Origin of the sequence: Nocardia grenadensis (assembly GCF_050942415.1) — a bacterium.
GTDB lineage: Bacteria > Actinomycetota > Actinomycetes > Mycobacteriales > Mycobacteriaceae > Nocardia > Nocardia grenadensis.
Genome location: NZ_CP192054.1, coordinates 66,339 through 85,400 on the forward strand (window position 1 = coordinate 66,339; position 19,062 = coordinate 85,400).

Below are 19,062 nucleotides of genomic sequence, written 5' to 3' on the forward strand. Positions count from 1 at the left end.
GCTGGTCGGGGAGTGGGCAGGGCAGTGTCCATGGTCGCCGACCGGCCCCGGGCCCGCGCACCCGGCCCGCAGATCGGACCGGGACGCCATTCGGCGGCCGGCCGGGGTCAGGCGACGCCGAGGCGAGCCAGGACGTCCGCCTCGATCCGGGACAACTCGGTGGTGATGGACGCGTACACCGCGCGCCGCCGTCCGGCGGGCATCTGGTCGGCGGTGCGGACGGCGGCGGCGAGCGCGTCGAGCCGGCTACGGGCGTCGGCGACGAACTGCTGGGTGTCCTTCTCGTTGCCGGACCGTCCGTCCGCGATCTTGTCCAGCGCGGCCTCGGTATTGCCGATCCGGGCCTGCAACCGGCCGCCGTGCCCGGCGTAGTCGGCGAGCTGGGTGACCCCGACGCCGAGTTGTTTGGCGCGGCGGGCGTCGAGCTCCCCGCGCAGATAGGTCGCGCCGCGGTAGGCCAGCGGGGCGACCACCGGAACCAGCACCCGTGCCACCCCGATGTACTTCTTGATCTGGGCCGGGCTGAACGGGTCACGTTCGGCCCGCGCGGCCGCTTTGAGGGCCGCCTTCTCCTCGGCCTGCAGCGTGGCGACCTGCGCCTGGGCGACCTTGCGCTGGGAACGGGCTTCCGCCCGTTGGCGTTTCCGATCGTTCTTGGCGCCGAGTTTGGCCTCCATGGCGGCCTTGTGCTTGAGAGCCTTGGCCTCGGCCCGCCGACTCGGCCGCCGTTTGCGCTTGGTGAACAACCCCATCGAAGGCCCTCCGTAATGCTGGTTCGCTACGGCGATACGACACGGAAAACCGCACCGTCCACCCGTGTCACACGGTTCGCCGACACCCTATCGGGTTACCGCCCGCGGCGGCGAGAGACGCTGCCCGCGGCGGTGCGGCGGCGCTGCTCCCGGAAGCTCGATTGGGTGGTCTGTCGGGGACAGGGACCATACTGCTTGCGTGCAACCGGGCAGTGTCGACAGCGAAGAACCCCCCCACGCCGATCACGAGCGGCGGGAGCCCGCCGGGTCCGCCGGGCCGGTTACCGCCGGCGCGGGCCGGCCGGCGTTCCTCGATGCCCGGGGTCTGATCGGCTGCCGGCATCGGCTCGGGATGGATGCCGCGCATCCGGAACAGCTCGCCGAGGTACGCGAGGACACCGGGGTACAGCAGCGGCGAGCGGCGGCGCAGGCCCATCGCGAACGGGTCCGCGAGACTCTGGTCGAGGCCGACCCCGGTGGCTGGGTGATCATCGACCCGGCGCTACCGGCGAGTGCGCGTGCCGAGGCCACGCTGCGCGCCTGCGCGGCGGGCACGCCCCGGATCTGGGGTGGGCTGCTGCCGCAGGAGCCCGATACCGGGCGTCGCGGCGGCGCCGAGATCCTGCTGCGCGACGACCGCAACGGCGGCTATATCCCGGTCATCGTGGTCAACCACAAGGTGACCGACCCGCGCCGACCGGACCCGGCCGAGTTCCACCCGCTGACCTCGGATCTGCTCTCCTGGAACCCCGTTCCCGACCGCGCCCGCAAACTCCGCCAGCAACCCCGGGACCAGCAGCGGCTGGCCCATGTGTACCGAATGCTGGAGCGGCACGGGCTGGCGCCGGCCGCCCGGGTCGGCGGGGTCATCGGTTTCCATTTCGACCGGATCCTCGTCCACGACCTGACCGCGGTCCTCCCGGACTACGACGGTCGGTTCGCCGATCGGATCGCGGTGGTGCGCGGGCAGCTGGAAACCGTGCCGTCGAAGGTCCCCGAATGCCGGCAGTGCATCTGGTGGAGCCGGGGCGCCGAAGGCGGCTGCCAGGCGTGGTTGAACGATCATCGTGATGTGAGTGTGGTGGCGCCGGGTTCGCGCGCGGAGGTATTGCGTGGGCACGGGGTGCGGACCATCGACGAACTGGCCGCCTGGTCCGGGCCCGAACCCGAGGACTGGCAGCACGGGCCGTTCGAGGAAACCGTGGTCACCGCCCGGGCATGGCTGGTGCAGGCGCCGCTGGTGCGCCGGTTCGACCGGGTCTGGGTGCGCCGGGCCGATATCGAGGTGGATGTCGATCTGGAGAGCTATCAGGAGGAGGGCGCCTACCTGTGGGGGACCCTGCTCGACGGGCGGTACCGGGCGTTCGTCACCTGGGATCCGCTCCCCACCGAGGACGAGGGGCGCTCTTTCGGCGAGTTCTGGACCTGGCTGATGGAGATACGGGCGCAGGCCCTGACCGCCGGGAAGACCTTCGCCGCCTACTGCTATTCACGCAGTGCCGAGGACAAATGGCTCTACGAGTCGGCGCGGCGATTCGCCGGGCGTCCCGGCGTGCCGACCGAAGCGCAGGTCACCGAGTTCGTCGATTCGATCCAATGGGTCGATATGTTCCAGGCGGTCACCGATCAGTTCATCTGCCCGAGCGGTAAGGGGCTCAAGAAGATCGCCCCCGTGGCCGGTTTCGCCTGGCGCGATCCCGAGGCGGGTGGGGAGGCGTCGATGAGCTGGTATCGGCGTGCCGTCGGTTACGACGCCGAGCCCGACCTCACCCAGCGCACCCGGCTGCTGGAGTACAACGAGGACGATGTCCGGGCCACCGCGGTCCTGCGCGAGTGGATGAACCCCCGGGTACCGCGGGAGCACTGCGCCGAATGTGAGGTGCCCGCGCTGAGCGACTTCGCCGCGCCGCCCGGAACACCACCGGACCTGTCGACGAGTTCCGCGCAGGCTTGATTACCATTGGCCAGCGTGACAGAGCACGTCGAACAACTCGAGTTCCAGGCCGAGACCCATCAGCTGCTCGAGCTGATGATCCACTCGGTCTACTCCAACAAAGACACGTTCCTGCGGGAGCTGATCTCGAACGCTTCCGACGCGCTGGACAAGCTGCGACTGGAGTCCTACCGGGACAAGGATCTGCACGTAGACACCGACGACCTACACATCGAGCTGGAGGTCGACAAGGATCAGCGGATCCTCACCGTCCGGGACAACGGAATCGGCATGTCCCGTGCCGAGGTGGTGGACCTGATCGGCACCCTCGCGAAATCCGGAACCGCCGAGGTGCGCCGGAAACTGAACGAGGCGAAATCCGAGGCCGCGGCCGGTGAGCTGATCGGCCAATTCGGTATCGGCTTCTACTCGACCTTCATGGTCGCCGACAAGGTGGTGCTCACCAGCCGCCGCGCGGGGGAGACCACCGGCACCCGCTGGGAATCGACCGCCGGATCCGGCACCTACACCATCGAAACCCTCGACGAGGCCCCCCAGGGGACCGCCGTCACGCTGCACCTGAAGCCGGCGGACCCCGAAGACCACCTCTTCGACTACACCCAGGAACACAAGCTCCGCGAGATCGTCAAGAAATACTCCGATTTCATCGCCTGGCCGATCCGGACGCAGGTCGAGCGCACGGTCACCGAGGGCGAAGGTGAGGAGAAGGAGGAGAAGACCGTCGTCGAGGAGCAGACGCTCAACTCGATGAAGGCCCTCTGGACTCGCCCGCGCAGCGAGGTCTCCGAGGAGGAATACCAGGAGTTCTACCGGCACGTCAGCCACGCCTGGGACGAGCCGCTGGAGATCATCCCGCTCAAGGCCGAGGGTACGTTCGAATACCAGGCGCTGCTGTTCCTGCCCTCGCAGGCGCCGTTCGATCTGTTCACCCGCGAACACAAACGCGGTGTCCAGCTCTATGTGAAGCGCGTGTTCATCATGGACAATTGCGAAGAGCTGATGCCGGAGTACCTGCGCTTCGTCAAGGGCGTGGTCGACGCGCAGGATCTCTCGCTCAATGTGTCCCGGGAGATCCTGCAGCAGGACCGGCAGATCCAGATGATCCGCAAACGTCTGGTCAAGAAGGTGCTGAGCAGCGTCAAGGATCTGCAGGGCGCCGAGGACCAGGCGAAATACCGGACCTTCTGGCAGGAATTCGGCCGGGTGCTCAAGGAGGGCCTGCTCTCCGATTTCGACAACCGGGAGACCATCCTGGAGGTGTCGTCCTTCGCCTCCACCCATTCCGACACCGAGGCGACCACGCTGGCGCAGTACGTGGCACGGATGCCCGAGGGGCAGGACGCCATCTACTACATGACCGGCGAATCCCGTGAGCAGGTGGAGAAGTCGCCGCATCTGGAGGCGTTCCGCGCCAAAGACCGTGAGGTGCTGATCCTCACCGATCCGGTGGACGAGATGTGGGTCGGGTCGGTCACCGATTTCGACGGTAAGCCCTTCCAGTCGATCGCCAAGGGTGAGGTCGATCTGGAGACCGAGGAGGAGAAGAAGGAATCCGAGGCCCTGCGCGAACAGCAGGACAAGGATTTCGCCGAGGTGCTGACCTGGCTGGGTAAAACCCTCGAGGACAGCGTCAAGGAGGTCCGCCTCAGCTCGCGCCTGACCAGTTCACCGGTCTGCCTGGTGGGTGATGTGTTCGATATGACCCCGATGCTGGAACGGATGTACCGAGCTTCGGGCCAGGAGCTGCCGCAGTTCAAGCGAATCCTCGAACTCAACCCCACCCACCCGCTGGTGACCGGTCTGCGCGACGCCTACGACACCCGCAAGGACGACGCCGACGCGGGTAAGGTTCCCGAGCTCACCGAGACCGCCGAACTCCTGTACGGCACGGCAGTGCTGGCCGAAGGTGGGGAATTGAAGGATCCGGCCAAATTCGCGCAGATCCTCGCCGACCGGCTGACGCGTACGCTCTGAGGGCACAGCCGGGTTCCTTTCGTCCGCGAATCGGCTACGGCAGTAGGCGAGCGCGGACGGCGGGCGCCCGGCCGTAGGGGAGACCGTGGCCGCGCCGCGGTCTCCCGGTACGCGCTGAGGTATCGACGAGATCGGATACGACCCGTGCCCGAAGACCCACTCGCCGCCGTGGATCCGTGGGATCGGATAGCCGAGGACTATGCGGTGTCCACCATTTCGGTGATGCGCCCGTTCGCCGCCGCGGCCGTGCGGCTGGCCGGCCTCGCCGGGCATACGCGGCCCGCCCGGGTGGTCGATGTCGCCGCCGGACCGGGCACGCTGAGCCTACTGGCCGCGGAGCACGCCGAGCGGGTGGACGCGGTCGATTTCTCCGCGCCGATGATCGAGCAGCTCGAGCGCGCGGTGACAGCGGCCGGTGCGGACAATGTGGTGGCGCGGGTCGGTGACGGGCAGGAATTGCCGTTCGCCGATGCCGAATTCGACGCGGCGTTCTCCATGTTCGGGCTGATGTTCTTCCCCGATCGTGCGCGCGGGTTCGCCGAACTGTTCCGGGTGCTGCGGCCCGGTGGGGTCGCGGTGGTGTCGAGCTGGGCGCCGGCCGACCGGTCGACCTGGATGCAGATGTCGTGGCGTGCACTGGGCTCCGCCGATCCGGATATCCGCCCACCGGCACCGAACCTCGCAAGCTTGGAGAACTCCGAGGTATTCGAGCGTGAGATGTGCGCGGCGGGGTTCGAACGAGTATCCGTGGTGCCACATACCGTGGAGACGGTCTTCGCCGATGCCGACGCCCTGCTCGCCCGGCTCACCCGCGGTAACGCGCGACTGGAGTTGATGCGGCGTAGTATCGGCGACCTGGCGATGGCCGAGCGTATCGCGGCCATGCGCTCCTACCTGACCGAGCATTACCGGCCGGGTAGCCCGCTGACCACCACCGCATATCTCGGAGTCGGCTACCGGTAGCGGTTATGCGCCGCCGGGGCGTATGGCGCGGGTCGATCGGGCGACGCCCCATATCGGGTGCGTCATCCGAAACCGTTCGGGTGCAACAGGTTTCACGAGGGAGCTGACCTGAGGTAACACGTCAAGGGGTGTAGGCGATGCATCATCCGGGATACGAATCGTATTCCGGATAGGAGATCGATCATGTCGACCACTCGTGCGGCGCGCCGCGGATTGCGCCATACCTCGCTTCGGATCGCAGTGCTCGGCGCACTGATCGCCGCACCCGCCCTGGTGGCCGTACCGGCGTCGGCGGGACCGGGTGCCGGCCCGATCACGACGCATTTCGCTCCCGTCTCCGACGACGACACATTCGGCTACGACAAGGACGGCTACGACCGGTTCGGTCGCGACCGCAGCGGCTACGACAAGGACGGGCTCGACCGTTTCGGCTACGACCGCGACGGCTACGACGAGGACGGGCTCGACTTTTTCGGGCGCGATCGCGGCGGCTACGACGAGGACGGGCTCGACAGTTTCGGGCGCGATCGCGGCGGCTACGACCGCCACGGCTACGACCGGTGGGGTTACGATCGCCGCGGTTTCGATCGTGAGGGGTACACGCGCGCGGGCTGCCGTGTCGACGGCAACGACCGGGACTCGGCAGACCGTGCGGTCTGCGATGCGTGGCGGGCGCGTCTGGCCGACCGGCAGCGACCGCCGACCGGCAGCGCCGGCTGACCCGCATTCGGTACGCCGCGCCCGGCACACGAACGCCCGCCGCCCCGGACTTCCGGGACAGCGGGCGTCGTAGTACGGCCCGAAGACTACCGCGGCGCCATGCGCAGCGCGCCGTCCATGCGGATGGTCTCGCCGTTGAGGTAGTCGTGTTCGACGATGTACTGCGAGAGCTGCGCGTACTCGTCCGGCCGGCCCAGGCGGGACGGGAAGGGCACACCGGCCTCGAGGCCCTGCCGGTATTCCTCGGTCACACCGGCCAGCATCGGGGTGTCGATGATGCCGGGGGCGATGGTGTTGACCCGGATACCGAACTGCGCGAGGTCACGCGCGGCCGGCACGGTCATACCGTGCACGCCGCCCTTGGACGCCGAGTACGCGATCTGGCCGATCTGTCCCTCGAACGCCGCCACCGACGCGGTGTTGATGACGACACCGCGCTGGCCGGCCTCGTCCACGGCGTCGGTCTTGGCGATCGCGTCGGCGGCCAGGCGCATCACGTTGAAGGTGCCGAGCAGGTTCACGGTGATGACCGTGCGGAACAGCTCCAGATCGTGCGGCCCGTTCTTGGACAGGATGCGCCCGGCCCAGCCCACCCCGGCGCAGTTGACCACGATACGCAGCGGCGTACCCGATTCGACCACCTGGGCGACAGCGGCGGCGACCTCGTCGTGGCTGGTGACATCGGCGGCGAGCAGGGTGACCCCGTCGGGGACATTGTCGCCGGCGCGCTCGATCGACTGCGGGACATCGAGCCCGAAGACGGTGGCGCCCAGATCGGCGAAACGCTTGGCAGTGGCGGCGCCCAGACCGGACGCGCCCCCGGTAACGATGGCGGCGGAACCCGAAATCTCCACGATGGTCCTCTCGTTCGTGACAAGCCAGTTGGCCTAACGTCAATTGCACCCTAACCGGTGCGTGCGGAGAGTTCGTGGACGGTCCCCTTGCGCTGATCGGCCAAATCGTACTCAGTAAAGAACCTAGGCCCGGCGCGGCGAGATCTCGGTGGCGGCGGCCTCGGCGGAGAGCCGGTCCGCGGCCACACGGCGCGTCCGTAGCAGCCAGAGCGCCAGGGCTGCCACAGCCGGTACGAGCAGAGCGATACCGGCCGCGCCGGCGAGCGCGAGTTCCGGGAATGTGGTGTTTATGCCGGTGAGCGCCCCGATGAACAGGAAGAGCAACCCCGACCCGAAGCCGATGGCGCGTTCGGGCAGGTGCTTGCCCACCAGGATGCCCGCGGCGATGGCCAGGGCATCGGCGGCGACCATGCCGATCGTCGAACCCAGCCAGACCGCCGCCCAGTTGTTGTCGGTGGCCAGCGCCGCGGTGGCGAACATGGTGCGGTCACCGAGTTCGGCCAGCAGGAAGGCCGAGAGCACGACCAGGAAGGGCGCCGTGGTGGCGAACCGTGACGGGGCCGGTTCCTCGTCGTCGTCCGCACCGCTGATCAGCTCGCGCAGTGTCCACAGACCTACGGCGAGGAATGTGATCGATGCCACCGCCGCGATGGCGGTGGTGGGCAGGGCCGCGCCCAGGAAATGCCCGATGGCGACCGAAATGACGTGCACCGCCGCGGTGGCGGTGGCAATTCCGCCAAGCACGACCCACCAGCGGTAGCGCAGGGCGAACGTCAGGGCCATGAGCTGGGACTTGTCACCCAATTCGGCCAGGAAAACGATGCCGATGGCGAGTCCGACGGTGGCGATCATCTGACGAATGCTCCCGATCCGCCGGCCGGAAACGGGTTCGCCTCCGGCCGACAACGAAATTGCTGTACGGCCGAAGGTCTCGCCCACCGGAAGGACCGGTTCACACGACCGGACCCACCGATGTGCGGCGGGTCAGTATGTCGACCGCGTGATTGGGGGCTACTCCCCTTCGCTGCTGGCAACCATACCGCACCCATGCCGGTGTCGCAATTACGCAACGGCGAAAAATGGCTTCTGACAATAAGTTTGGCTAAGGTAGCGGCATAGTTAGGGGGGCCTGATAACTGTTGTCCGGTCGTCCGGAACGGATTGATGGCATCGCTACAGCAAACAGATCGCAAGCCCTGAACCGCGGCATGTGGGGTTCGCGACGGCCACACCCAGGGGCGGAAGCATCCTTATGAGTCGTGGAAGTGTCACCGGCCGCTGAATAGCCGGATCACCGGAAGAAACGATGCCGCGAGACCGGACGGACGCCTGACGGAACCGGTCGATCGGTAAACTACCGACCAACGAGAGGACCACTCCAGATGTCGATCGAGAACCGCCTTGCTGTCCTGGAGGCCCAAGTCGTGCAGATCATCAACGAGCGGGATCGGGAGCCGGAATCGGTCCGGGCCCTGCGAGCTCGGATCGACAGCAATCACAATGCGGTCCTGGGCGAACTCGGCAGTCGGCACGCGGATGTCCAGGACCTCCGGACCGGCCAGGCTCGGCTCGAGGCCGGGCAGACGAAGCTGCGCGGTGACGTCCAGGAGCTGCGTGGCGACGTCCGCGAGCTGCGTGGCGACGTCCGCGAGCTACGCAGCGGCCAACAAGCCGTCATGGACAGCCTTGCGGAGATCTTGGCGAAACTGCAGTAACCAGCGGATCGTCTCGCCCGGGAGCGGGTGGTGGCGGCATCGACGCGAGCCCGGCGCCTGCCGGGTCCGGTACACGGCTCAGGCGGTCAGCAGCATGGCCAGCACGGCGGTATCGGGGTCGCTGATCGGGTTCAGACCGACCCGGCTCACCAGCGAGGTCACGGTACCGTCCGCTTCCGCCTCGGCCCAGGCCGCGCGGTGTTCGAGCCCCAGGTGAGGCAGGCCCGGCAGCAGTACGCACCCGGAGGCGGCGCCGGTGCACTCGGGCAGGGACGGATTGGTCTCCGCCGGCGGGTGCAGCATTAACAGGGCGGGCGGAATGTGCTCGGCGAACCGGCCCGGCCGCACCCCGTCCTCGCCGAGAACCGGCCCCTCGGCGATCACCAGGCCGACGGTATCCGGCTCCGGCTCGTCGGGTAGTTCCTCGCGGACCCCGAAAACGGTGGAGGTGGTCAGCAGGCCGGGCATGGATGCCACCCGTACGGCGAGCACCAGCAGCTGCGACCACTCTTTGGTGGTGGCGGGCCAGCGTCCGGAGATGACGAATCCGCGTAGCGTGCCGCCGGCGTGGAACGGCGTGACGCCGATCGGTCCGTTGCTGCGCATGAGGCCTCCCGTGCGTAACCGGGGGCGGCTTTGCCCGTCCTCGAACTGTCGTGGAAGAAGAGGATCGCGCATAAGGCATCTGGCACACAAGTACCAGAGAGTGCCAATTCGGGCAGAAGAGGCAAAAGACCCGCGGGCTCGACGGCCCGCGGGTCCTGCGTGAATTCGGTCGCTCAGCCGAAGATGAGGCCCTGCGCCTGGCTGGTGGCCTTGGCGAAACGCTCCTGGACGTCGGCCCAGTTGACCACGTTCCAGAAGGCCTTCACATAGTCGGCCTTGACGTTCTTGTACTGCAGGTAGAAGGCATGCTCCCACATATCGACCTGCAGCAGCGGGATGATGCCGAGCGGCACATTGGCCTGCTGGTCGTAGAGCTGGAAGGTCAGCAGCTTCCGGCCCAGGGTGTCGTAACCGAGCACCGCCCAGCCCGAACCCTGCAGTCCGTTGGCGGCAGCGGTGAACTGCGCCCGGAACTTGTCGAAGGAGCCGAACTGATCGTCGATGGCGGCGGCCAGTTCACCGGTCGGCTTGTCGCCACCGTTGGGGGAGAGATTCTTCCACCAGATGGAGTGGTTGACATGGCCACCGAGGTGGAAGGCGAGGTTCTTCTCGTGCAAGAAGATGGCGCCGTGATCATCGGCTTCACGCGCGGCTTCGAGCTTCTCCAGCGCGGTGTTCACTCCGGCGACATAGGTCGCGTGGTGCTTGGAGTGGTGAATCTCGTTGATCTGCCCGGAGATATGCGGCTCCAGGGCGCCGTAGTCGTAATCCAGATCTGGCAGCGTGTACTCAGCCACGAATGTCCCTTCCTTGTCGGGTCGAGTGCGTCCTGTACGGGATGCTCCCGACCATTCGTACACCCGATCGGTCCAACTCGCCCCGACGCCCCACCATTCCACATCGGGTCGGAACCGACCATTCGAGATCGACCGGCGCCTCCCACGCGGCTCGGTGAAACCTGCTTCGGAGCGGTACGAAGTCGACGCCGCACCCCTGCGCCGAGCCGCGGGGTGCGGCGTCGCGCCCGTCACCAGCCGACTCCGTCGCCGCCCATCCGGATCCGGTCGATACACAGCTCGGGAGTGTCCGCGCGCGAGCGCTACAGCGGGGGCGCGATACCGGGATGGGTGGCCCGGGGATCGCCTTTGGCATGGGCATCCCACCAGCGTTCGGACCCGGCGACCAGCTCCGGCAGTGGAACTGTTCGGCCCCCGGTGGTCTGTGCGGTGACGGTATCGAACCACACCCGGATATCGAGGGCCCGGGGATCGACGCCCTCCTCCTGGGAGAACTCCAGCACGTGCCGGGCGATCCGGGTGTCGATGGTGGTGTCGAAACTGAGCAGCTCACTCCACAGGGTCCAGCCGCTGTCGTCCAGATCGACGAACTCCCAGCCGTGCAGGCGGCTACCGCCGAAACTCGCGACGGCAGCGGGTAGTCCCGGCAGCTCCAGCGGCAGGACCCGCGGCTCCAGATCGTCCCACCGCTGTATCCGCAACGATGCGGCAATCCTGGTGACCCCCTGGAACACCAGCCGAACCCGCCGGCAACCGGTTCCGGATTCCGGATGTTCTTCCGATATGCCGGAAATTTGCTCCGGTAGGCTCAGTATCTCCAGATCGAGCTCCAGTCGTCCGGCCTCGGAATCGATTTCCAATCCCAGACATCCGGCCTCCGACAGCGCCTTGTCGAGGCCGGCCGCGTCCAATTCGTCGAGTAACCCCCTGGTGGATGTCATGGCGCCAGGTTACCGATGTTATGGCCGGGAACAGGGGATTTCGTCGATTTCCGGTTCCGGTGGAACCGATCCGGGGTCCTCCGCGTCCAACTCGATATCGGGTCACGCAACGGCGCGTGACCCGATCGAGTGGCCGGGCGGCCGCTCCGGGATTTTTGGAGGGGAGTACCGGATCGGCCGTACGGTTGTGCCGTTACTGCAGGTCAGTGGGCATTTCTTGAGGTACCTGGGATATTGGTGCGCTGAATGATAGCTGATACCAGTGGATTTCGTGATGGCTTATGCACATAACTCATGAAAAACTTGCCGGCGCGGCGTCGGCTCCGGTTGGTAACGAGGGGGTCGATCACGGTCCGCGAATATGTCGCATCGTCCGGCGTGTCGGCGTCGGTGACGCCCGGCCGACCGGCTCCGGGCATGCGGGCCCGGCCCGAGCATCCGCTCCCATGAGAGCCGGGCAGCCGCCGAGGTGGTTATGGCAGGATCAAAGGGGTGACGAGCTTCGGAGTCCCGTCGGTACCGGTGGAAGCCGTACCCACTGAATTGGACCATCCGCACGGGGAGGCGGCTGCCGCCGCCATCCTGCTCGATGTGCGCGAAGACGACGAATGGCAGTTGGGCCACGCACCCGGCGCCGTGCATATTCCGCTTGTGGACGTTCCGGCACGCTACGGCGAACTGGACCCCGACGCCGATCTGTACGTTGTCTGCCGCCAGGGTGGCCGTTCGCTGGAGGCCGTGAAGTTTCTCGCGAGCGTGGGTTATGAAGCGGTGAACGTGGCAGGCGGGATGGTGGCCTGGCAGCACACCGGTCGTCCACTGGCCACCGAGGGTGACGAGCCCGCGAAGATCTACTGACGAAAAGCGAGGTGCGCGGTGAGTACGGTGGTGCAGCCATGTGCCCGCTGCGGTACACGCTGGGCGGTGCAGGGTCCGCCGATGCACTGGTGCCCGCGTTGCCGCGGGGTACTGCTCTCGCCGGGGCCGATCGATGCCCCGCCGGAACGCCGTAACTACCGCTGGGTCGCACGCCGTCCCGGCCGGGCCGGCCGCCCGTCCCGGGGCGCGGCCACCGGTGGTCCGAACACCGAGACCCCGCACTACTCGGAGGTCCCGCGCTGGGGTCTGCGGGATCGGCCCGCCCCGGACCGCGAAGCGGACCGGCACCGTCCGCTCGGCACGCTGACCCGCTGGACGCACGCCGCCCTCTTCGCCACGGCCTTACTGTTCGCGGTATCCGCCGTGGCCGAAACGGTGCGCTACCTGCTCCTGTTGCGCAACCGCACCCGCCTCATCGAACCCCCGCTGCTGTGGTTCTCCGATGCCCTGGTCAACACGGCGGCGTTGTTCGCGCTGATCATGGCCCTCGTCGCCGCGGTGGCGACGCTCGGGTGGCTGATCGAGGTCCGGCGCGCCGCCTTCGCCTCGGCCGGTCGCCGCGACCCCCGCTCGCCACGCATGCTCGCGCTGGGCTGCCTGATCCCGGTGGTCAACCTGGTCTGGCCCGGGGTGTTCCTCACCGAGGTGGTGGCCGGCCGTACCGACCCGCGGGCCCGGATCGTTGTCCGCATCTGGTGGGCGGCGTGGGTGTTCGGCGGGCTGGTCACCGTCGCGGCGCTGTACTGGCGGACCGCGGACTCGCTACAGGCGAAGGCCGACGGTGTGCTCTTCACCGCATTCACCGACGCGGTGGCCGCCGCCGTCGCGGTGCTGACGCTATGGGTCGTACGCACGTTGGAGGGCCGCGACCTGCGCGGTCGCAGCCGGCTCGCCCAGCGCTGGGTGGTCGCCGTCGACCCGGCCCCACCGTTGATCGAACCGGTGCACCCGGGGACGACCGCTACGGTGAGCACCGCGGCGGACGCCGACAGCGCCGATTCCCCCGACGGCGCCGATCGAGCACCACAGGAGGTTGTGGCCAAGTGAGCGAGGGCACTGACCAGTCGGTCCAGAACGGCCGTGCGCCGTTCGTGGTCGCGCACCGAGGTGCCTCGGCGGCGCGCCCCGAACACACCCTGGCGGCCTACGAACTGGCTCTGGAGGAGGGCGCCGACGGGGTGGAATGCGACGTCCGGCTCACCCGCGACGGACATCTGGTGTGCGTGCACGATCGAACGGTGGACCGTACCTCCACCGGCAGCGGCCTGGTCAGCGAACTGACGCTGGCCGAACTGAAGGATCTCGACTTCGGTGACGGCGCCACGACCGGGGTTCTCACCCTCGGCGAACTGATCGAGTTGGTACTGGATTGGCGCAGCCGGCCGACGAAACTGTTCATCGAGACCAAACACCCGGTTCGGTACGGCTCCCTGGTGGAGAACAAGGTGCTGGCGGAACTGCAGCGCTTCGGGATCGCCACCCCGGCCTCGGCGGCCCATTCCCGTGCGGTGGTGATGTCGTTCGCCGCCACCGCGGTCTGGCGGATCCGCCGCGCGGCGCCGCTGCTGCCCACCGTGTTGCTGGGGGAATCGTCGCGCTATCTGGGTGGCAGTGCGGCGACGACCGTCGGGGCGACCGCGGTGGGCCCGTCGGTGAAAACTCTGCGCGAACACCCGGATCTGGTCGACAAGGCGGCCGCGGCGGGCCGGGCCACCTACTGCTGGACGGTCGATGAACCCGACGATATGCAGTTGTGCGCTGACCTCGGCGTGAGCTGGGTGGCGACCAATCATCCCGGCCGCGCGAAAGCCGTGCTGGCCAACAGTTGAAGGGTGTGGCCTGCGGCTGATCCGGTGTGGTGCCGTGTAGTTTGACCAGCCGTGGGTAAGAGCAAACGCAATAGTCCGAAACCCGGCGGCAACCGGGCCCAGCGTCTGGCCGAACGCCGGGCGGCGTTGCAGGAGAACGAACAGGCCGTGGTCCGGCCGTTCGAGGGCCTGGCCGCCGAATGCGATCTGGTCGCGCTGCGGGAGTTCGTGCCGTCGGCGACTGCCGAGCTGAAGCTGGCCGACGGTGTCGCCGCCGAACGTGCCGTGGTGCTGGCCACTGTGCTCCCGGGCGCGGTCTCCGCGCTGGTGCGGGCCGGGGATTCGCCGACCGGTTACGTCGGCGTGCAGGTGCAGACGCCGAGTTCGGATCCGGGCGCCGATATCGCCGCCTCCATCCTGTGGACCCAGTCGGCGGACCCGGGCGATTCGCTGGCCGTCGCACACGCCGCGCCCGGCGGCCCCACGCTGGCCGATGTGCTGGTGGCCGACGCCGCGCTCGAACTGACTGTGCACCAGGACTTCGACTGGTGGGTGCCTGAGGGTGTGCAGCCCGATCCGCAGATCGCCGCGACCATCGAACAGGCGAAACAGGCCATCATGCCTTCGGATCGGCTGGATCTCGGAGCGGAAGCGATCGGGGCCCCCTGGTGGGTCGACGCCGGGGACAAAGCCCACCTGCGCTGGGTCCGACCGGAATCCGAAGACGACCTGATGCTGGCGCTCGCGCGTTTGCACGCCGCCGGCGGATTACATCTCGGGGAAGGTTCGCGGTTCGCGGGCTCCTTCCGCACCCATGGCCTGCTGGTGCCGGTGTTCGATCTCGACCCGGATCGGCATGTGAGCGAATGGCGTTCCCCGGCAGTGGAGTTCGGGGCCCGGCTGGCCGACGCACTGGCGGTGGACACCCCCCTGACCGCGGAGCAACGGCGCTCGCGGGATGGGCTGCGGTCGCGGCAGGTCACCCTCCGCTGAATAAACCGGAGTATTTTTAGAAAAACTCTTCTTTCCGGCGGCGATCTCGGCTAAGTTTCAGAGGTCGCCGTTTCTGGAACCCCCCGGCGACGCAACGTCAGCCGACACAACGACCCGGCGCCGGCTGACGTAACGGAGCATCGGCCGCCCGACCTCGGCGCAGTGGGCCGGGACGGCCGATGCTCCAATCATCACCCGGGCCCGCATCAGCCCGCCCCGGTTCCGACTCACGGAGCTCATCGGCGGGCACACACGGGCCGTTACCGATCAGACGCTGCCACCGGCGGCCGACGGCGCACCCGAAACCTTCGACGGGTCACCGCTCATCTCACGCGCGATGAACTCCTCCAGATCGAACAGGTTCGAACCCGCCCGGTCGGCGACGGTGAGCAGGGTGGTCATCTTCGCCACTTCCTCCACCTGCTCCTTGAGGAACCACTGCATGAACTGCTCACCCAGGTAGTCGCCCTCCTCGCGGGCCGAACTGGCCAGCTGGACGATCTGATCCGTGACGGTCTTCTCCTGATCGAGCGCCATGGCGATCGGCTCCCGGGCATTCTCGAAATGCGATTTCGCCGCATCGATGCCCGTGAGATCGACGCTGATGTCCCGATCCAAGAAGTACTGGACGATCATCATCGCGTGATTGCGTTCCTCCACGGCCTGCGCGTAGAAATGCTTGGCGAGCTGCGGAAGATCGGCATTGTCGTACCACACCGCGATGGCGATGTACTGGTGCTCGGCATTGAACTCCTGCCGAATTTGGTCGTGTAGTAGGGCGTGGAATTTGCTGCGGGGACTCTCCGGATGATTCGACATACCTCGACATTAACGCCGAAATGTAGGACTGTCATCCAAGTGCAACCTTATTGAGGATAGTGTTGCCTTATGGAAACAAGGGTAGTGTTGCCTTATCGATTATGGCCCGCTCCAGCAATTTTCGGCACGGATTGATTCGCCACGGGAACTGTCGAACGCAACTCCCGGGCCACGAACTCCTCCACGTTCAGGAGGTTTCCGGCCGCGCGATCCGTCACAGCCAATAGTGTCGACATACCGGCCACCTCCTGTTGCCGGCATTCGAGCAACCAACGAATGAATTGCTCTCCCGGATAGTCGGACCATTCCCGCGCCAAATGCGCCAGCTCGGTCACCTGATCTGTCGCTGTCTCCTCCCTGGCCAGCAGGAAAGCTATTGCCGCGCGCGGCGATTCGAAAGTCTGCCGTACCTCCCCCAAGCCCCCGATGGTGATCTCCAGATCTCGATCGATCAGATACTGCACAATTCGCAGCGCATGTTCCCGGTGCTGTCCCGAACGCACATAACTATGACCGGCCAATTGCGGTAACCGTTGGATCTCGAAGTACACCGCGGCCGACAGATACTGCTGGGAAGCGGTGAGTCCGTGCCGGACCTGCGCGCGCAACTGGGCGATGAACGGCTGAGCCAGATCGCTGTCGTGCATATGATCGACGTTACGGCATTTTTGGCGCCGCCTGCGCCTCAACCCTTTGAGGTGTCTCGCAAAAATCGACACATGGGGTCCCGTCGGTGTGGGACGTCGTAGTCGGTATGTGGACCGGTACGCACCACAGAGCATCGCCGGAATTCGCCCTGCCTTACGTTTTCGTCTCCGAGTCTGAACACAACGAACGGCGGAGCCCCGCCCGCGACACCGGTGAGACGGGCGGCGAGGACGGCCCTGCCCCACTTGTGCGGGCGGCCGCGCACCCGGGTGGATACGGGCGAGGGCGAACGGCCGCCAGCGCCGTCGAGAGGATTTCTCGGTGCGCAGGTGCCTATTCGCCTGTCAGGTCCGCGGGGATCGGGTCGCCGTCGGCGAGGGCTTGGAAGAAGCGGCTTGCGTCGGGATCGGCCCAGAGCACCACATTTCCGCTGTCGGTGTCGGCGAAGCCGCCGACCGGTACCGTGGTGGCGAGGGTGTCGCCGCGCAGCGCCCAGGCAAGGCGGGCCAGATCCCAGATGTGGTCGTTCTTGTCCACGGTCAGGGAACCGGCGGTATCGCTGGCCATCGGCCACAGAGCGAAGGGGTTGACCAGGGTGGCGGGGCTGGTCGCCTTCTCCAGCAGAGCCGACAGGAACAGGCGCTGGTTGTTCATCCGGTCGATATCGGCCAGGGCGGTGGCGCGGCTGCGGACGAAACCGAGAGCCTCCGGCCCGTTCAGTTCCTGACAGCCGGCCGGGAGGTCGATACCGGCCAGGGGGTCGTTGATGGGCTGCGGTACACAGATATCGATACCGCCCAGCGCGTCCACGACGCCGGCGAAACCGGCGAAACCGATCTCCGCGTAGTGGTCGATGTGCAGTCCGGTCGCGATCTCCACCGTTTGCGTCAGCAGCGGTGCGCCGCCGAATGCGAACGAGGCGTTCAATTTGTCCTGGCCGTACCCCGGAATATCGACGTAGGAGTCGCGGGGCAGGCTCACCAGCGTGGTGCGGCCCGACGGGGGGACGTGCACCAGGATGATCGTGTCGGTGCGCGGATCGCCGACCTCGCCGCCGGTGGCCAGACCGCTGGTCTGCTCCTCGGAGAGTCCGGCCCGGCTGTCCGAGCCGACCAGCAGCCAGTTGGTGCCGGCGGTGTTACCGAGCCGGTCCTCGTAATCGCTGAGCGCGTCGATACGGGTGAGCGAACCGTCGAGCTTCACGACCGCGTAGACGAACAGGGCCAGTAGCGCCAGCAGGATCGCCAGGAACCAGCGGCTGATATGGCGTTTACGGCGCGGACGCCGGGACGGCGGCGCCGCCGGGCGGCGGCCCGGTGGATTTCCGGTCGGGGGCGGGCGGCGGCGACCGTCACGGTACGGGACCGGCCGTTGGGTGGGGGCGTGGCCACCTTCGCGGTACGGCACCGGGCGTTGCGGCGGCGCGTGAGTGGGTGGCTGCGGTTTGCCGCCGCGGCCCGGTGCGGGGGGCCGGGCCGGGGGAGCGTTACGACCCTGCGGCGTCTGTGACCAGGCCCGTGGTGGTTCGTAGCGTTCGGTGGGGCGGCCGGGCTGCGCCGGCCCGGGATTACGGCGCATGACCTGCGGCGGTTCGACCGGCGGACGCCCACCCGGCGGCGGTGGTGGCCGGCGCGCGCCGGCTCGTCCGGGTCCCCCGCTGTGCGGCGGCACCCGGCGCATACGTGGGTCGTCGCCGTTCATCATCATCAAACTGTACTTATCGATCGGGGCCTGTTCTGTCAGCGGCGGTGGCGTCGGTTCGACCCGCAGGTGAGCGCGCTGCGCCGGTATAGACGGCTTACCCCGCTAAGGCAGCCAGGACACCCGGCCCTGCAGCAACCCGTAGCCCACATAGGCCACGATGTCGATGAGGGCGTGCGCGATGATCAGCGGCCACAACCGGCCGGTGCGCTGCCAGAACCGGCCGAAGATCACCCCCATCACCACATTGCCGAGCCCACCACCCAGCCCCTGGTACAGGTGATAGCTCCCACGCAGCAATGCGGACGCGGCCAGCGCGGAATTGTCCGACCAGCCCAGTGCGCGCAGCCTGGTCAGCAGAAAGGCCACCACGACGATCTCCTCGGCCGCCGAATTCGCGCATGCCGAGAGCACGAGGGCGGGAATGCGCCACCAGTGGTCGCTCAACGCGTCGGGCACGATCGTCACATTCACGCCGAGCGACTGCGCGATCAGATACAACCCCAGACCCGGCAGCCCGATGACGGCGGCCAGTGCCAGGCCGTACCACCCGTCGGGCCGGAAACGGGCCCGTGCGAGTCCGATCGCCCGGGGGCCGATACCGCTACGCCACAACAGGTAGAGCGCCAGCCCCGCCCACGCCGCCAAGCGCAGCACGCCGAGCACCTGGAAGAGCAGATCGATGACGGACTGGGTGGCCCGCGACGAGTTCAGGGCGACCGTCTGCCCGCCGACGCCGCCCGGTGCGAGCGCGCTCTCCAGCAGTGACAGCGCCGCGTTCATGCCGCTGAGCCCGAAGGTCACACCGAGGACGACCAGGATCTCGAGCCGGATCCCCCGCTGCTCCCGGGTCCGGTCGTCGACCGAGCTGCTCTCGCGCATATCCAGAATCTACGTCCCGCGGTGCCCGGCCCCCGACGGCGTAGGCGGTGCCGAGG

Annotated in this window: 19 protein-coding genes; 9 read left to right on the forward strand and 10 right to left on the reverse strand. The window is 67.5% G+C overall.

The window, feature by feature from the left end; genetic code table 11:
- Positions 1-107 precede the first annotated feature (107 nt).
- Positions 108-752, reverse strand: a complete 645-nt coding sequence (locus ACQPYS_RS00295; protein WP_063040498.1) for a DUF6474 family protein — start codon at positions 750-752, stop codon at positions 108-110.
- 352 nt (positions 753-1,104) lie between these two features.
- Between ACQPYS_RS00295 and ACQPYS_RS00300 the strand changes: the two genes are divergently transcribed.
- The 4 genes from ACQPYS_RS00300 (at position 1,105) to ACQPYS_RS00315 (ending at position 6,363) form a co-directional block, all read left to right on the forward strand.
- Positions 1,105-2,706: a TM0106 family RecB-like putative nuclease gene (locus ACQPYS_RS00300; RefSeq protein ID WP_433493159.1), complete on the forward strand. Its 1,602-nt coding sequence runs from the start codon at positions 1,105-1,107 to the stop codon at positions 2,704-2,706.
- A gap of 15 nt (positions 2,707-2,721) precedes the next feature.
- Positions 2,722-4,680 carry a molecular chaperone HtpG gene (gene htpG, locus ACQPYS_RS00305; protein WP_063040679.1) on the forward strand — a complete coding sequence of 653 codons (1,959 nt, stop codon included), beginning with the start codon at positions 2,722-2,724 and terminating at the stop codon, positions 4,678-4,680.
- Between the two features lie 144 nt (positions 4,681-4,824).
- Positions 4,825-5,643, forward strand: coding sequence for a class I SAM-dependent methyltransferase (locus ACQPYS_RS00310; RefSeq protein ID WP_433491402.1), 819 nt, complete (start codon positions 4,825-4,827; stop codon positions 5,641-5,643).
- 183 nt (positions 5,644-5,826) lie between these two features.
- Complete coding sequence (locus ACQPYS_RS00315; RefSeq protein WP_433491403.1) at positions 5,827-6,363, forward strand: hypothetical protein; 537 nt, start codon at positions 5,827-5,829, stop codon at positions 6,361-6,363.
- Between the two features lie 86 nt (positions 6,364-6,449).
- Here the strand turns inward: ACQPYS_RS00315 and ACQPYS_RS00320 are convergent, their stop codons facing one another.
- Positions 6,450-7,217: an SDR family NAD(P)-dependent oxidoreductase gene (locus tag ACQPYS_RS00320; protein WP_063040502.1), complete on the reverse strand. Its 768-nt coding sequence runs from the start codon at positions 7,215-7,217 to the stop codon at positions 6,450-6,452.
- Between the two features lie 123 nt (positions 7,218-7,340).
- Positions 7,341-8,069 (reverse strand): TMEM165/GDT1 family protein, encoded by a 729-nt coding sequence (locus tag ACQPYS_RS00325; protein ID WP_433491404.1) that lies wholly within the window; start codon positions 8,067-8,069, stop codon positions 7,341-7,343.
- Positions 8,070-8,599: 530 nt separating this feature from the next.
- On the opposite strand from ACQPYS_RS00325, the gene ACQPYS_RS00330 reads away from it, so the two are divergent.
- Positions 8,600-8,932, forward strand: coding sequence for a hypothetical protein (locus tag ACQPYS_RS00330; RefSeq protein ID WP_433491405.1), 333 nt, complete (start codon positions 8,600-8,602; stop codon positions 8,930-8,932).
- Positions 8,933-9,010: 78 nt separating this feature from the next.
- Here ACQPYS_RS00330 and ACQPYS_RS00335 read toward each other — a convergent pair whose 3' ends face one another.
- From ACQPYS_RS00335 to ACQPYS_RS00345, 3 genes are all read right to left on the reverse strand, one after another.
- Positions 9,011-9,538 carry a peptidase gene (locus ACQPYS_RS00335; protein ID WP_433491406.1) on the reverse strand — a complete coding sequence of 176 codons (528 nt, stop codon included), beginning with the start codon at positions 9,536-9,538 and terminating at the stop codon, positions 9,011-9,013.
- Positions 9,539-9,711: 173 nt separating this feature from the next.
- Positions 9,712-10,335 carry a superoxide dismutase gene (locus ACQPYS_RS00340; RefSeq protein WP_063040510.1) on the reverse strand — a complete coding sequence of 208 codons (624 nt, stop codon included), beginning with the start codon at positions 10,333-10,335 and terminating at the stop codon, positions 9,712-9,714.
- 302 nt (positions 10,336-10,637) lie between these two features.
- A complete protein-coding gene (locus ACQPYS_RS00345) occupies positions 10,638-11,276 on the reverse strand; it encodes a hypothetical protein (protein WP_433491407.1) in 639 nt (212 codons plus the stop codon).
- A 492-nt stretch (positions 11,277-11,768) separates the two neighbouring features.
- On the opposite strand from ACQPYS_RS00345, the gene ACQPYS_RS00350 reads away from it, so the two are divergent.
- The 4 genes from ACQPYS_RS00350 (at position 11,769) to ACQPYS_RS00365 (ending at position 14,956) form a co-directional block, all read left to right on the forward strand.
- The gene (locus ACQPYS_RS00350) at positions 11,769-12,134 is read left to right on the forward strand and encodes a rhodanese-like domain-containing protein (protein WP_084481648.1); all 366 of its coding nucleotides are present in this window, start codon (positions 11,769-11,771) and stop codon (positions 12,132-12,134) included.
- An 81-nt stretch (positions 12,135-12,215) separates the two neighbouring features.
- On the forward strand, positions 12,216-13,202 hold the full coding sequence (locus tag ACQPYS_RS00355; RefSeq protein WP_433491408.1) for a DUF4328 domain-containing protein: 987 nt from the start codon (positions 12,216-12,218) through the stop codon (positions 13,200-13,202).
- Positions 13,199-13,984, forward strand: a complete 786-nt coding sequence (locus ACQPYS_RS00360; protein WP_063040516.1) for a glycerophosphodiester phosphodiesterase — start codon at positions 13,199-13,201, stop codon at positions 13,982-13,984. Before ACQPYS_RS00355 ends, ACQPYS_RS00360 begins: the two co-directional genes overlap by 4 nt.
- A 51-nt stretch (positions 13,985-14,035) precedes the next feature.
- A complete protein-coding gene (locus ACQPYS_RS00365; protein WP_433491409.1) occupies positions 14,036-14,956 on the forward strand; it encodes a DUF5926 family protein in 921 nt (306 codons plus the stop codon).
- 267 nt (positions 14,957-15,223) lie between these two features.
- Here ACQPYS_RS00365 and ACQPYS_RS00370 read toward each other — a convergent pair whose 3' ends face one another.
- The 4 genes from ACQPYS_RS00370 to ACQPYS_RS00385 all read right to left on the reverse strand — a co-directional run bounded on the left by ACQPYS_RS00370 (position 15,224) and on the right by ACQPYS_RS00385 (position 19,006).
- Positions 15,224-15,775: a ferritin gene (locus ACQPYS_RS00370; protein ID WP_063040521.1), complete on the reverse strand. Its 552-nt coding sequence runs from the start codon at positions 15,773-15,775 to the stop codon at positions 15,224-15,226.
- A gap of 92 nt (positions 15,776-15,867) precedes the next feature.
- On the reverse strand, positions 15,868-16,422 hold the full coding sequence (locus ACQPYS_RS00375; protein ID WP_433491410.1) for a ferritin: 555 nt from the start codon (positions 16,420-16,422) through the stop codon (positions 15,868-15,870).
- A gap of 334 nt (positions 16,423-16,756) precedes the next feature.
- Positions 16,757-18,124: an LCP family protein gene (locus tag ACQPYS_RS00380; protein ID WP_433493160.1), complete on the reverse strand. Its 1,368-nt coding sequence runs from the start codon at positions 18,122-18,124 to the stop codon at positions 16,757-16,759.
- A gap of 105 nt (positions 18,125-18,229) precedes the next feature.
- Positions 18,230-19,006, reverse strand: coding sequence for a CPBP family intramembrane glutamic endopeptidase (locus tag ACQPYS_RS00385; RefSeq protein WP_433491411.1), 777 nt, complete (start codon positions 19,004-19,006; stop codon positions 18,230-18,232).
- Positions 19,007-19,062: the final 56 nt, after the last annotated feature.